This is a genomic window from Cellulophaga algicola DSM 14237, assembly GCF_000186265.1.
Taxonomy (GTDB): Bacteria; Bacteroidota; Bacteroidia; order Flavobacteriales; family Flavobacteriaceae; genus Cellulophaga; species Cellulophaga algicola.
The window spans coordinates 1,576,232-1,589,891 of sequence record NC_014934.1; the positions used below are offsets into that span (position 1 = coordinate 1,576,232).

12 protein-coding genes are annotated in these 13,660 nt (G+C 34.7%); 8 read left to right on the forward strand and 4 right to left on the reverse strand.

All coding sequences use genetic code 11. The annotated features are described in order from the left end of the window. Nucleotides 1-95: 95 nt before the first annotated feature. Entirely contained in the window at nucleotides 96-869 is a 774-nt protein-coding gene (gene cobA, locus CELAL_RS06760; protein WP_013550160.1) for a uroporphyrinogen-III C-methyltransferase, read from the reverse strand. A 127-nt stretch (nucleotides 870-996) separates the two neighbouring features. On the opposite strand from cobA, the gene nirB reads away from it, so the two are divergent. The 7 genes from nirB to CELAL_RS06795 all read left to right on the forward strand — a co-directional run bounded on the left by nirB (nucleotide 997) and on the right by CELAL_RS06795 (nucleotide 10,361). Continuing rightward, entirely contained in the window at nucleotides 997-3,510 is a 2,514-nt protein-coding gene (gene nirB / locus CELAL_RS06765; protein WP_013550161.1) for a nitrite reductase large subunit NirB, read from the forward strand. A gap of 43 nt (nucleotides 3,511-3,553) precedes the next feature. Continuing rightward, entirely contained in the window at nucleotides 3,554-3,934 is a 381-nt protein-coding gene (gene nirD / locus CELAL_RS06770) for a nitrite reductase small subunit NirD (protein WP_013550162.1), read from the forward strand. 24 nt (nucleotides 3,935-3,958) lie between these two features. Further along, a complete protein-coding gene (locus CELAL_RS06775) occupies nucleotides 3,959-4,549 on the forward strand; it encodes a DUF4202 domain-containing protein (RefSeq protein WP_013550163.1) in 591 nt (196 codons plus the stop codon). A gap of 36 nt (nucleotides 4,550-4,585) precedes the next feature. After that, nucleotides 4,586-6,436, forward strand: coding sequence for a sensor histidine kinase (locus CELAL_RS06780; protein WP_013550164.1), 1,851 nt, complete (start codon nucleotides 4,586-4,588; stop codon nucleotides 6,434-6,436). A 10-nt stretch (nucleotides 6,437-6,446) separates the two neighbouring features. After that, entirely contained in the window at nucleotides 6,447-6,809 is a 363-nt protein-coding gene (locus CELAL_RS06785) for a DUF7009 family protein (RefSeq protein ID WP_013550165.1), read from the forward strand. A gap of 257 nt (nucleotides 6,810-7,066) precedes the next feature. Then, nucleotides 7,067-9,487 carry a TonB-dependent receptor gene (locus CELAL_RS06790; RefSeq protein WP_013550166.1) on the forward strand — a complete coding sequence of 807 codons (2,421 nt, stop codon included), beginning with the start codon at nucleotides 7,067-7,069 and terminating at the stop codon, nucleotides 9,485-9,487. Between the two features lie 4 nt (nucleotides 9,488-9,491). Continuing rightward, nucleotides 9,492-10,361: a DUF4249 domain-containing protein gene (locus tag CELAL_RS06795; RefSeq protein WP_013550167.1), complete on the forward strand. Its 870-nt coding sequence runs from the start codon at nucleotides 9,492-9,494 to the stop codon at nucleotides 10,359-10,361. Nucleotides 10,362-10,390: 29 nt separating this feature from the next. On the opposite strand, the gene CELAL_RS06800 is transcribed toward CELAL_RS06795, so the two are convergent. Then, complete coding sequence (locus CELAL_RS06800; RefSeq protein WP_013550168.1) at nucleotides 10,391-11,164, reverse strand: patatin-like phospholipase family protein; 774 nt, start codon at nucleotides 11,162-11,164, stop codon at nucleotides 10,391-10,393. Then, complete coding sequence (locus tag CELAL_RS06805) at nucleotides 11,161-11,865, reverse strand: DUF1003 domain-containing protein (RefSeq protein ID WP_013550169.1); 705 nt, start codon at nucleotides 11,863-11,865, stop codon at nucleotides 11,161-11,163. The genes CELAL_RS06800 and CELAL_RS06805 overlap by 4 nt, the downstream gene beginning before the upstream one ends. Nucleotides 11,866-11,959: 94 nt before the next feature. On the opposite strand from CELAL_RS06805, the gene CELAL_RS06810 reads away from it, so the two are divergent. Further along, complete coding sequence (locus CELAL_RS06810; RefSeq protein ID WP_041557992.1) at nucleotides 11,960-12,874, forward strand: alpha/beta hydrolase; 915 nt, start codon at nucleotides 11,960-11,962, stop codon at nucleotides 12,872-12,874. A gap of 2 nt (nucleotides 12,875-12,876) precedes the next feature. On the opposite strand, the gene CELAL_RS06815 is transcribed toward CELAL_RS06810, so the two are convergent. After that, nucleotides 12,877-13,653 (reverse strand): M90 family metallopeptidase, encoded by a 777-nt coding sequence (locus CELAL_RS06815; protein WP_013550171.1) that lies wholly within the window; start codon nucleotides 13,651-13,653, stop codon nucleotides 12,877-12,879. Nucleotides 13,654-13,660 lie beyond the last annotated feature (7 nt).

Here is a 13,660-nt window from a genome sequence, read left to right on the forward strand (position 1 = left end):
TCACTAAAAATGAAGTGATTCACCGATATAATAATCAGCAAATGGATCAAGGCAGAACCAAAATACTGATTATATCGGCTATTAAACTAAGTGAACTATAAACTAGAGTGTAAAACGCGCTGAAGTTCTTCTTCAAAAAATGAAGGATGTTCTGCCACAACATCGCCAACAACAATAATACCTGGTAATGAAGTATTTATCTGATGCAACCGCTCCTCTCTAGTACATAAGGTACCTGTAATACAAACCTCTTTATCTAAGGTGCCATTCTGTATAATTGCAAAAGGAGTGATGCCTTTTCTATATTTTGCTATTTCCGCAGCGATTTCATTAAACTTACGTACTCCCATTAATATAACAAGGGTTGCAGATGATTGTGCTGCCAATTTAAGATCCTGAGAAAAAGAACCCTCTTTTTTAGTTGCTGTCATTACCCAAAAACTACTGCTAATTCCCCTTCGAGTTACAGGAATACCTTGACTAGCGGGGACCGAAATAGCACTACTGATACCTGGAATAACGGTTACTGGTATTCCAAAAGATGCTACATACTCTATTTCTTCACTTGCTCTACCAAACACAAAAGGATCTCCTCCTTTTAAACGAACCACATGCCCGTAGGTATAGGCGTTTTCTACAATTAACCTATTAATGTCCTCTTGCGTAAAAGAATGCTTCCCACAACGTTTACCTACGTATATTTTTGGAATATGCTCATCAATTTCATCAAGTAATTCTTGACTTATTAAAGCATCATATAGAATTACTGATGCCTCCTGCAAAACCTTAAAACCTCTTCGTGTGATAAGGTCACTACTACCAGGACCTGCACCTACTAAACTAACTCTTGGATTATTGCTAGACATCATAATTTCTAATTTTAAAGGTGAAGAATTATTAATATGACAACAAACCTACGTATTTATTTTTATAAAATTACTTAAAATATACGTAATTATACGTACTTTTGCTTCATAACATGATAAAGACGTACGTATGAAAACCGTAATCGTAGTAGGAAATGGAATGGTAGGTTATAAATTTTGTGAAAAATTTGTAGCCAAAGAAACAAGTAAAGATTATAAGCTTATTGTTTTTGGTGATGAACCAAGACCCGCCTATGACCGTGTTCATTTAAGTGAATTTTTTGAAAACCAAGATGCGAAAGCTTTAGAAATGGCTCCTGCAGCATGGTATGCAGAAAATGGCATAGCACTCATGGTAAACGAACGGGTTTCTGACATTAATAGAACAGATAAAACCATTACTACTGCAAAAAACAGGGAATTTACCTATGACTATCTTGTATTAGCTACAGGTTCATCTGCTTTTGTACCGCCCATTAAAGGCGTAGAAAAAGAAGGTGTTTTTGTATATCGAACTATAGAAGATCTAGAAGGTATGTTATCGTATGCTGCTAAATTAAAAGCTAAAAATCCTAACGCTAAAGCTGCTGTTTTAGGGGGCGGACTTCTAGGTTTAGAAGCAGGAAAGGCAGTAATGGATATGGGTTTAGAACCACATATCGTTGAATTTGCTCCTAAACTAATGCCGAGACAATTAGATTCTAGAAGTAGTCAAGTACTACAACTAAAGCTAGAGTCTATAGGTTTACATATTCATTTAAGTAAAGCAACCAATCAAATACTAGGAGATGAAGCCATTACAGGAATGGAATTTGGTGAAGATGATGTTTTAGACGTAGAAATGCTTGTTATTTCTGCAGGTATACGTCCTCGAGACGAATTAGGGAAGTCTAGCGGACTAAAAATGGGAGTGCGTGGCGGTATTACCGTTAATAATAAAATGCAAACCTCGGACGAAAATATATATGCTATCGGTGAAATTGCACTATACAATCAAATGATTTATGGTTTAGTAGCTCCAGGTTATGAAATGGCTGCTGTAGCGGTTGATCAGATTATAGGCAAAACAGATAATCTAATGGCGGCTGAAATTGATATGTCTACCAAACTAAAATTAATTGGGGTTGATGTTGCTAGTTTTGGCGAGCCTTTTATGCCCGCTGCAAAAGGACATTCCGTAATATTTGAAAACAAAACGCAATACCTATATAAGAGAATCAATGTAAGTCTTGATGGTAAAAAACTCTTAGGAGGAATATTAGTAGGTGATGCTACGGATTATAGTATGTTACATCAAATATATTTGAATGACATGCCTATTCCTTCAGATCCATCAAAATTAATACTTCCTGCAGGCGATGGCGCCGCATCCTTTGGTAGCGTTATGGATTTACCAGATACTGCCGTAGTATGTTCTTGTGAAGCGGTGACTAAAGGACAAGTTTGTTGTTCCGTAAAAGATGATGGGAATGAAACCGTTAAGGAGGTTGCTAAGGCCACCAAAGCAACTACAGGTTGCGGAGGCTGTAAACCTATGGTGACCGACTTAGTAAACGAAACCTTGAAATCTTTAGGTAAAGTAGTTAAAGAACGTATTTGTGAACACTTTGATTATTCGCGACAAGAATTATATGATATCGTAAAAATGAAGAAGATTCAAGATTACGATGAATTACTAGATACTCACGGAAAAGGAAATGGATGTGAAGTTTGCAAACCTTTAGCAGCCTCCCTGTTTGCAAGTATTTTTAACGAAACAGCTAATGCACAAGATACGATACAAGATACTAACGATAGGTATTTGGCTAACATACAGCGTAATGGAACCTATTCTGTAGTACCGCGTGTTGCTGGTGGAGAAATTTCTCCTATACAAATGATTGCTATGGGCAGAATTGCTCAGAAATATGATTTATATACCAAAATTACGGGCGGGCAACGAATAGATATGTTCGGCGCCAAACTGCATGAATTACCATTAATATGGGAAGAATTAATCGCCGAAGGTTTTGAGACTGGACAAGCCTATGGAAAATCATTACGTACGGTAAAAAGTTGCGTAGGTTCTACATGGTGTAGGTATGGTATGGATGAAAGCATCAGCTTTGCTATAGAAATAGAAAACAGGTATAAAGGGATCCGCTCTCCACATAAATTTAAAGGTGGTGTTTCTGGATGTATCCGCGAATGTGCGGAAGCCCGTGGCAAAGATTTTGGCTTTATCGCCGTAGAAGGTGGTTGGAATATTTATATCGGCGGAAATGGCGGTGCAACTCCTAAACACGCACTGTTATTGGCTGAAAAAGTAGACAAAGAGACCGCCATAAAATATGTAGATCGTTTTTTAATGTATTACATACAAACGGCACAACCACTAATGCGTACTGCAGCGTGGTTAGACAAACTAGAAGGTGGTATTGACTATGTAAAAGATGTAGTAATTAATGATTGTCTAGGTATCGTTGATCAACTAGATATAGAAATGCAACATTTGGTAGACACCTACAAATGTGAGTGGAAAGAGGCTGTTGAAAACCCAGAAATCAGAGCTAAATACACGCACTTCGTGAATTCTACGGAAGCAGATGAGAATATTGAATTTGTATCCTTAAGGGAACAGAAAATGCCAGCTCCTTGGGCGTAACCAAAAAGAGTTACCTAATGTTTAACCCTAAAAATATTAAAAAATGATAGATTCCATTTTAAAAGAATACAATACAACCTCACTTGAAAATGTAACGGTATGGTTTAGAGCTGCTGCAGTTACAAAATTTCCCAAAAATGGAGGTGCTTGTGTAAAGTACAATGACAAACAAATAGCTGTTTTTAATTTTACGCGAGAAGGCAAATGGTACGCGTGCCAAAACTTATGCCCTCATAAAATGGAAATGGTATTATCTCGCGGTATGATTGGCGAAGATATGGGCACACCAAAAGTAGCTTGTCCATTGCATAAAAACACCTTCTCGTTAGAAACTGGAGAAAATTTAAACGGTACATTATCTGCCATTTCAACTTATCCTGTAAAAATAGAAGATGGTTTTGTGTATATTGGTTTTTCTGAATAGCTTTGGAGCAAACCTAAGAACACTATGGCATCATCGGATAAATTAGAAAAAGCTTTTATACTTTTTGACAAAGCGAACGAGCAAGATCCTAATAAAGAAATTTTTGAAGGAAAAGAATATGCTAAAGAAGTGCTTTATGCGATCCGGATGACTGAAAAGTTAACTTCTTTTGCTCCTAATGCATCAGAAGTATTACAACTTACTGCCAGATGCCAGCATATTTGTAGATGGGAGATTGCCCGTGATTCTTATGAAATGAACAGAACTGGCTACCTCACATGGCGCCAAGATCTAAAGAAGTTTCATGCTAAGAAAGCTGGCGAACTATTAGAAAGCATTGGTTATGATCAAGAAACCATTGACAATGTTGCTTTTCTATTAGAAAAAAAGCAACTTAAAAAGAATGAAGAAACCCAAATCTTAGAAGATGTGATCTGTTTGGTATTTCTTGAATATTACTTTGAACCATTTGCCCAGAAATATTCAGAAGAAAAGCTGATTGATATTTTACAAAAAACATGGCGTAAAATGTCTAAAGAAGGTCAAGAGGCGGCATTAAAACTTCCCTTATCTGCAAACTCTTTAACCTTAGTGGGCAAAGCCCTACAAGGCTAGACCTTTCTATATTGCACTTAAACAAGTAGCAAAAACATGAGTAAAACAAAATTTGAGCAACCGCTAGACGCTTCTACCTTTTTGAGAATTCGGAAATGGTATTTGCTTGCGCTAGCCGCAATTGCCCTGACAATTATTGTAGCTCAAATTTTAATACAAGTCCATTTAAATGCACAACTAGATGATTCTAGAGTGATAAATGTGGCGGGTAGGCAGCGTGCTTATAGTCAAAAACTAGTGAAAGAAGCATTGTTGTTAAACCAACCAGGCTCTGATAAAAGAAAAATTTTAACAGAATTAAAAAAGACAATTGCTACTTGGCAAATATCTCATGAAGCCTTACAGTTTGGGAATGATTCTATGGGAATCCAAAAAGAAACTCACCAAGATATTCTAGCCTTATTTAAAAAAATAACGCCGCATCATAGTGGTATGATTACGGCTGCACAACAAGTTATCGCAGCGGAAGAAAAACTAGCGCTAAGCCCTTCTGCAACTACGCAAAAAAACATTCAAACACTTCTTGATAACGAACGTACTTTTTTAAGGTTGATGGATGTTATTGTTAATGAATATGATAATAGAAGTAAAACACAACTAGAAAATTTAAAATTCAAAGAATACCTTCTGCTTATCTTTTCGTTACTTATATTATTTCTAGAAATCCTCTTTATTTTTAAACCACTATCACTTCAAATAAAAAATACGATTTCTAGGTTGATGAAAAACCAGTTGGAATCTGATGCTACTACCGATAAAATTCAGCAACTGTATCAGGAGAATGAAAAATCACTTAAAGAATTACAAGAACTTAATTTTGTTATAGACAATGCCGCCTTATTTGCAAGCGCAAAAAATGATGGAAGCGTGGTATTTATCAGTAAAAAATTCCAAGAACTTCTAGGGTGTAGTGATGAGGATTTATCTAAGCCATTATCTGAACTTCTTACCACGAATGAAGGCCAACAGCAATACTTAAAAGAAGTTCTAAAAAGTAACCGAAAGACCATTAGATCTGAAGAAATTAATGTAGAAACCAGAAAGGGAGAAAGTATCTGGTTAGACATGTCTATCATACCACTACATCAATCTAGTAAAAAACAAAACGTCCTTATTCTTTGTTCTGACATTACGGAGCGCAAGCAAAACCAAGAAAAAGTTGAGCAGCTTATCAAACAAAATTTTGAAGATAAAATACTTCAAAAAAAGGTACAAGCGAGTCAGATTGTTGAAGGGCAAGAAGAAGAACGGAAACGAATTGCTAAAGACATCCACGATGGAATTGGCCAGATGTTAACTGCGCTAAAATTCAATATAGAATCTATTAACCTAGATAATAAAGATAAGACAGCAGAAAAAATCGCCTATTTAAAAACTCTATGTTCAGATTTAATAAAAGGGGTTAGAACAGCCACTTTTAATTTGACCCCACCCGAATTAAAAGATCATGGTATCATTCCTGCTTTACATAAAATGACTTCTGAATTAGCTAAATTAACGGGTAAAAACATTCTATTTGATAATCAAACAGAAAAATTTATACGTTTTGATTCGCTTGCAGAAACCAACATCTATCGCGTAGCGCAGGAGGCTGTAAATAATGCCATAAAATATGCCGAAGCCAATTACATCTTATTAAGTATAAAATACACAGACAATATTCTGAGTATTGTTATAGATGATGACGGTAAAGGCTTTGATGAAACCATCCTGGATAAAATGCCTAAAAACAACAGTGAGGGGGGTATGGGGCTTTTTTACATGAGAGAGCGGATTAGCTATATCAATGGCCGTTTATTTATTAATTCAATTCCAGGAGAAGGTACGCGAGTTACTCTTAATTACAAAACTATTGCACCAGAAAAAGACGTACATTTAGTCTCATAAATTACCACAAATGAAAATTAGAATTAAAGGAAATACCATAAGATATAGACTTACAAAGAGTGATGTAGAAACCTTTTGTTCTACAGGTTTTTTAAGTGAGAAAATAGCGTTTGCATCCACTCCATTTTCGTATGAATTAGTAGCTAAAGAAGGAATCTCACAACTAGAGGCAGATTACACCAATAATATCATCACCTTATATTTTCCTAAAGTAGACACTACAGATTGGGCTACCAATGATACTGTAGGTTTTGAAAATGTACACACCACCTCAGCAGGCGATGCTATCAGTATCCTTATTGAAAAAGACTTTATTTGCATGGATCAATCCTTGGAAGATCAAGCTAACCACTACCCAAATCCTAAGCTTTAAAAGCCAGTAGTTATTATTTTGAGCCATCAGCCATGACAGGCTAATCATAATAGTAAATAAATTTATTTCTACAAAAAACAGGCTAAACATTAAATCAAAGTTAAATTATGGCCTAAAAAAGAGTATTTGTGTTCTGTTTAACAAGAAAACTTAGAAAATAAACCTTAATTGCTGACGCATAGCTCTTAGCGTTTATTAAAAACGATAAGTTTTGTAAAACTAACCACATCCAAGTAATTGGATACAACTAGCGCTACTTGAAAACAAAACTACTCTACTCCGTATTCGTTATTCTAATTATTTCGAACAGCGTAACCGCTAAAGAAAAACGAAATTTCAATCACAAAAAATCTACTGCTAATCAGGCAGAAAAATATACGGTAAGTGGTTATATAAAAGAACAGGGCAGTGGTGAAAATTTATTTGGAGTCTCTGTTTATATTCCAGAATTAAAAGTGGGTACCATCACAAATGAATATGGTTTCTTTTCATTTACGGTCCCTAAAGGAAAACATAGTGTAGTCTTCTCTTACATAGGCTTTACCTCACAGGTTAAAGAAATTGATCTGAATGCTGACTTAGAAGTATTCGTAAATTTAATAGCATCGTCTGAAGCCTTATCTGAAGTTGTGGTTATAGCAGACCAGAATGTTAAAGAAAGTAAAGTAACTCAAATGAGCGCTGTTCGTCTTAACCCTATGGATGTGCAAGATCTTCCAGCATTACTCGGTGAAAAAGACGTTTTAAAGACCTTACAACTCTTACCCGGTATTCAAGGAGGGTCAGAAGGTAGTTCCGGATTTCATGTACGCGGAGGTACACCAGATCAAAACTTAATAATTCTTGATGATGCTGTTGTGTATAATTCTAATCACTTGTTTGGTTTCTTTTCCGTTTTTAACGGAGATGCTGTAAAGTCTGTTGAAGCTTTTAAGGGTGGTTTTCCTGCCCGTTATGGCGGCAGATTATCTTCTGTCATCAATATAGGCATGAAAGATGGCAATAAAGAAAAACTCTCTGGAAATATAAATATTGGATTAGTTTCATCATCCGTGGTACTTGAAGGGCCAATTAATAAAGGGAAGACATCCTTTATCATGAGCGGAAGACGTACTTATGCAGATTTAATTGTACAACCTTTTCTTGATAAAGATGAAAATGGCGGTTATTTTTTTACAGATTTAAACTTTAAAATACATCATATCTTTAGTTCAAAAGATAAACTGTATTGGAGTAATTACTACGGAAAAGATAAATTTTACAGCAGATATCTTGATGCAACAGCTAAAGAAAAAACAAACCTTGCTTGGGGGAATATTACCTCAACATTACGCTGGAATCATCAATTTAGCAATAAACTATTTGCGAATACTTCCCTTATTTTTAGTAACTACGAATTCAAAATTAATATTGACAATAAAGATTTAAAAATTGATGAGTATGATGACAACTACTTATTTAATACAAGCTCTGGTATTGATGATTATTCTATAAAAACAGATTTTGATTACTACCCAAATAACAAACACAGTGTAAAATTTGGAGCTATTGCAACAAGACATAATTTTACTCCTCAAAGAGTTGTAATTAAAGATCCCTACAGTGGTTCTATTAACAAAACACAAGAGCTCAATTCTTTTGAAGGTGCAGTATATCTAGAAGATGATTGGAAGGTTACCGATAAGCTTAATTTTTCTCCTGGTTTCAGGGCCAGTTACTTTAACTATAAAGCAGAGAATTATTTAAATTTTGAACCTCGCATTGCCTTGTCGTATAATTTAAGACCAGATTTAGCCTTCAAAGCATCTTATTCTAAAATGAATCAATATATTCATTTGTTATCAAGTTCCGGCATCGGTTTACCAACAGATTTATGGGTTTCTTCTACCGATAATGTGAAGCCTCAAAGCTCAGAACAATATGCTATTGGAATAGCAAAAGATTTTCAAGAAAAAGAGTATTCATTCTCTGCTGAAGCCTACTATAAAAAATTAGATAATGTAATTTCTTATAAAGAAGGGGCTTCATTTTTAGCCCTCGACAATTTAGAAAGTGGGAAAAATATAAATTGGGAAGAAAATATAACCACAGGTCAAGGGTGGGCCTATGGTACAGAACTTCTTTTTAGAAAACAATCAGGACCTTTAACGGGTTGGTTGGGCTATACACTTTCCTGGTCTGAAAGACAATTTGATGAACTAAACTTAGGAAAGAAATTCTTTGATCGCTATGATCGCAGACATGATATATCATTAGTAGGTATTTATAAGCCTAGCGAAAAAATAACATTATCTGGAACTTGGGTATTATCTACAGGTAATAACTATACACTTCCTAATTTACAACGTTTGAACAATCTAGGGAATTTCCCCATCAATACGAATTACAACTACTATAATGGAAATGAAGAATTTAGTTCAGGAAGAAATAATTTTAGAGGAGAAACTACCCACAGATTAGATTTAGGAATTCAATTTCATAAAAAGAAAAAGAACAACAAAGTGCGTACTTGGGGAATCTCATTATACAATGCCTACTCTAGACAAAATCCGTTTATCTACACTCTCGATGATAAATATTACGATTACAATGACAAGAATGCCACATTAGAAAAAGAGTTAACTAGAACCTCTGTACTTATGCTCATACCTTCTATAAATTACAACCTAAAATTCTAAGTTCATGAAAACATTAACCACCATACTGTTTCTTATTTTAATCGTATTCTCGGGATGTCAAAAAGTTGTAGATGCTGATAAGTTATTAGATGCAGAAGAAAAAGTGTATATTTTAAGTTATATATCTCCTACAGATACTCTTTTAACCGTAAGCGTTTCTAAAGCACTACCGGCTATAGGCACACCATTAAGCTATGATGACACGGAAAACTACAGCTCTTTTATTATTGAAGACGCTATAGTAAGCATAGCTGATGTTGAAGGAAACGCTGTACAGCTTCTATATTCTAATGAAAATTCTACGTATTCTACCAATGCAGAAAATCTTAAAATAACAGAGGGAAGTCAATATTTTTTGGAAGTAATTACACAAGGAGAAACCTATACCTCAAGTTGTAAAATTCCTAAAAAAGTAGCTACTATTCTAGAAAACCTGGTTGTAGATCGTGATGAATACGGCGTCTACACCGATATAGATATAAGCTTTAAAGATATAGTGGGTACTACTAATTTTTATATTGTTGGTGCCAAATACGAAGAGACATTTGAAGAAGAAACGTATCAAGGCTCACTACAATTTGAAACTGGCGGCTTTCTTACTGATGCTATCGGAGATGGCGCCACTTTAAATGATAAGACGTCTGCGTATACAGGGTCTTTAGAAGAAGGAACTTCTGTTAAACTAACCTTACAGGTAGCAAATGTTGAAGAAGTAATTTATCAAAACTTAAGAGCTTCCTATTTAAATGACGACTCGGACGGTAATCCTTTTATTGAATACAGTATTGCTCCAGATAATATAGATGGTAAAAATGGAGTTGGTGTTTTTGGAGGATATCAATTAACTGAAAAAATCATAGAAGTTCAATATTGATTAAAAAATAAATATCTAAAAATTTAAAATTAACACTTTGCCGCTAATTTTAATTTAATAGCCTCCATTTCATTTACAGTAGCGGTATACCCAATATCAAAAAGCTCTTGGGTTTTCTGAATATCAAAAACACCAAAATGGAAGGCATCTTCTATCTCTATGGCATGGTCACACATTTTAAGTCTAGGGGCTACATTTGTACTGATAGCTAATTGAAGACAACGGTGTGCAATTTCTAATCGGCTATTTATCTTCTTTCCTTTTTCTAAGCCACTAACGTTAGAACCAAGAACAAATGCACTCTTTTCTCTAAGAACATCTACCGGCAGGTTATTCAAAACACCACCATCAACATATGTATTGCCATTAAAAACAACTGGTTTAAAGACTAATGGGATAGCACAAGAAGCCATGATTGCAGGTATTAATTTTCCTCCACACATAATTTCATTTAATCCAGAATCTAAATTAGTAGCCGATAAAAACAGCGGTATGGGTAATTCATTAAAATCATGCTTTATATGATAATAAAGAAATTCTTTTAAGCGAGACATATCTCGAATAGACTTAAACCCTAATCCTAATTTAAAAATGTGCAGAAAAGAAGCTGTTTTGGTTAAATCTAAAATTTCTAATGGAGCATAACCCGAACAATACAATGCACCAATAACAGATCCACCACTCGCACCCGAAATGTGTGTTGGGAAAATTCCGTTTTCATTCAATGCCTGCAACACACCAATATGAGCCGCTGCTCTTGCACCGCCTCCAGAAAGCGCTATTCCTATCGTAGTTTCTTTCATTTTGACTTTAAATTTAACTGTTTCATGATGTCTTCCAACATTTCTACTTGCACTTGCTGAATAGTTAAAAGTTCTTGCTGTTGGTGTATAATTAAATGATCTATTTTCTCATGCAATGTCCTAATCTCTAACTCTGCTTTTAAATTAATCATATAATCTTGTTGGCTCCTTTCGCGGTCTTTTTCTTCTTGCCTATTTTGGCTCATCATAATTACCGGCGCTTGCAATGCAGCTAGACATGAAAGTATTAAATTTAGTAAAATAAAAGGATAAGGATCAAAACCCTTATTAAGAAGAAAAACAATATTAGACGTAATCCATATTGCAATAAATAAACCAAAAATAATTATGAATTTCCAACTACCACCAAATGCCGCAACACGGTCTGCCAAACGCTGACCTACTGAATAATCTGCACTATCCTCAGCAGTACTTTTGGTAGTAATCATCTCATTATTAGCAATAGTTTCCAAAACATCATTTTCTAAACTAGAGAGCTCCCCTACCTCTTTGATTAAATAATTTGATAAATACTTTTGTCTATAAATATTAAGTTCAGATAATGCTAAAAAACTTTCCTTTGTAAATGAAGGATAATCCTTTATAATAATATCAAAAATTGATTTCCTAATTGTTCCGCCAACAAATTTTTCGTTAATCGGGAATTCTTTTTGAGAGATATTACTAACAAAGGTTTTCATAATCATGCGTTTATCGTTCTTAAAAATAACCTTTTCTTTTAATCTTATTGTCAAGCTTCCTGTAATAGTATTTATCTTTGCCTCTTTTATAAAAATGAAGACATACTTTACTGCTTTACTTATTTTTCTATTTGGCTTTAGTCTCAGTTTTAGCCAGACAAGGTATAAAGACGATATATTTTCTGACGTTAGATCACGAACGCTTGTGTATGCAGATACATTAAAGTTAGATTTTTATGATGTTAAAAAAGACCGTGAGCAATTAAAACCGCTTGTTATTCTAGTACATGGTGGTGGGTTTGTTGCAGGCCAAAGAAATGGTGGTGATGAAAAAGGTTTGAGTAAGGCCCTAGCAAAAAAAGGATATGCTGTGGCATCTATTGACTACCGCCTATCTTTAAGAAAAAAATCTTTTGGATGTGATTGCCGCACTTCTCTAAAAATGAAAACCTATTTAGAAACTGTTGCAGACCTAAATAAATCTATCTGGTATTTAACCAATTATTCTAAAAGCTTTAATATAGACCCAAATAATGTAATTCTTATTGGGAGTAGTGCAGGTGCAGAAATGGTTTTAAATGCTGTTATTATGAGAAATCATTATTTATTTAAAACTATTTATTATAGCGATGCAAAGATTAAAGGTATTGTGAGTTTTGCTGGTGCCACTTTAAACAATGACTATTTGACCAAAGAAAATGCAGTTCCTATGTTATTTTTTCATGGCAAATTAGACACCAGAGTCCCTTATGCTCTAGCTGCCCATCATGACTGTGAAGTACGTTCTGATGGTTATGTATTGCTTGATGGCCCTAAAATCATTACTCAAAAGCTAAAAGATCTCAACCAATCCTTTTCACTCCATGTAGATTTAGATGGCGGCCATAATTGGGCACAATGGGGTTACAATTACGAAGATATTATCACTAAATTTTTGTACGAAAACATTTTGAACGGGGCAAAAATTCAAACTATAGAAACCATTGCCACTCCTATTTCTAAAAAATAAGACTACGCACTATCTTGTGCAAATATTTTGGCTAACAAGCCATATAATTCAGGATGCTTTTCTTTGAATTTTTCAGGTTGATTAAAGAAGTACTCACTTACTACACTCAAAAATTCTATCTGACTGGTAGCACCATAAGGGTTTATATCAGAGTCATTTTCTTTAATTTTTTCAATTTCTTGATGCATTAGATTCAACCATGGGAGCACATACTGTTGGCTCATAATGCTTTCTGGAATACCGTCTACGGCACCATCTGCCTTATCAATCAGGTGAACAAACTCATGGATTCCCACATTATTTTTACTGTCCTTAATAGCAAAACCTGCACGCAATGCCGGCAAAGAAAGAATCATTAACCGGTTCATATCACCAGAACCAACTTTGCCTAAAATGTTGCGTTTCTCTCCCTCAGTTTGGTGGTCTTCATTAAAAGAGTCTTTATATAATAGCACTTCATTAATATTCCTATACCGCAATTCTGGAAAACCAAAAAGCGGAATAACAGCACTAGAAGCAACCAACAAACGATCACTTTCTTCAATTTTAATTTTCACCCCTGTTATAGTCACCGTATTTAAAAAATAAAGTACATCGGCTTCAAATTTTAACTTGTTAGCGGGGTCTAATTCGCTATAAAATTGAACTTTTTCATTCAATATTTTTTTCCATACATCAGGAAAAATTTTGAGTTTAAAATTCTTTTTCTTTATCCAAATCCTCCAAATCATATACCCAAAAAAAAGCATAGGGAGTAACCAAGCAATTGAATATGGCATTGATGTT

Bases quoted from the DNA above. Each gene is read 5' to 3' on its own strand.
- cobA (WP_013550160.1), bottom strand. From the start codon at position 869: ATGATGTCTAGCAATAATCCAAGAGTTAGTTTAGTAGGTGCAGGTCCT.
- nirB (WP_013550161.1), top strand. From the start codon at position 997: ATGAAAACCGTAATCGTAGTAGGAAATGGAATGGTAGGTTATAAATTT.
- nirD (WP_013550162.1), top strand. From the start codon at position 3,554: ATGATAGATTCCATTTTAAAAGAATACAATACAACCTCACTTGAAAAT.
- CELAL_RS06775 (WP_013550163.1), top strand. From the start codon at position 3,959: ATGGCATCATCGGATAAATTAGAAAAAGCTTTTATACTTTTTGACAAA.
- CELAL_RS06780 (WP_013550164.1), top strand. From the start codon at position 4,586: ATGAGTAAAACAAAATTTGAGCAACCGCTAGACGCTTCTACCTTTTTG.
- CELAL_RS06785 (WP_013550165.1), top strand. From the start codon at position 6,447: ATGAAAATTAGAATTAAAGGAAATACCATAAGATATAGACTTACAAAG.
- CELAL_RS06795 (WP_013550167.1), top strand. From the start codon at position 9,492: ATGAAAACATTAACCACCATACTGTTTCTTATTTTAATCGTATTCTCG.
- CELAL_RS06800 (WP_013550168.1), bottom strand. From the start codon at position 11,164: ATGAAAGAAACTACGATAGGAATAGCGCTTTCTGGAGGCGGTGCAAGA.
- CELAL_RS06805 (WP_013550169.1), bottom strand. From the start codon at position 11,865: ATGAAAACCTTTGTTAGTAATATCTCTCAAAAAGAATTCCCGATTAAC.
- CELAL_RS06810 (WP_041557992.1), top strand. From the start codon at position 11,960: ATGAAGACATACTTTACTGCTTTACTTATTTTTCTATTTGGCTTTAGT.
- CELAL_RS06815 (WP_013550171.1), bottom strand. From the start codon at position 13,653: ATGCCATATTCAATTGCTTGGTTACTCCCTATGCTTTTTTTTGGGTAT.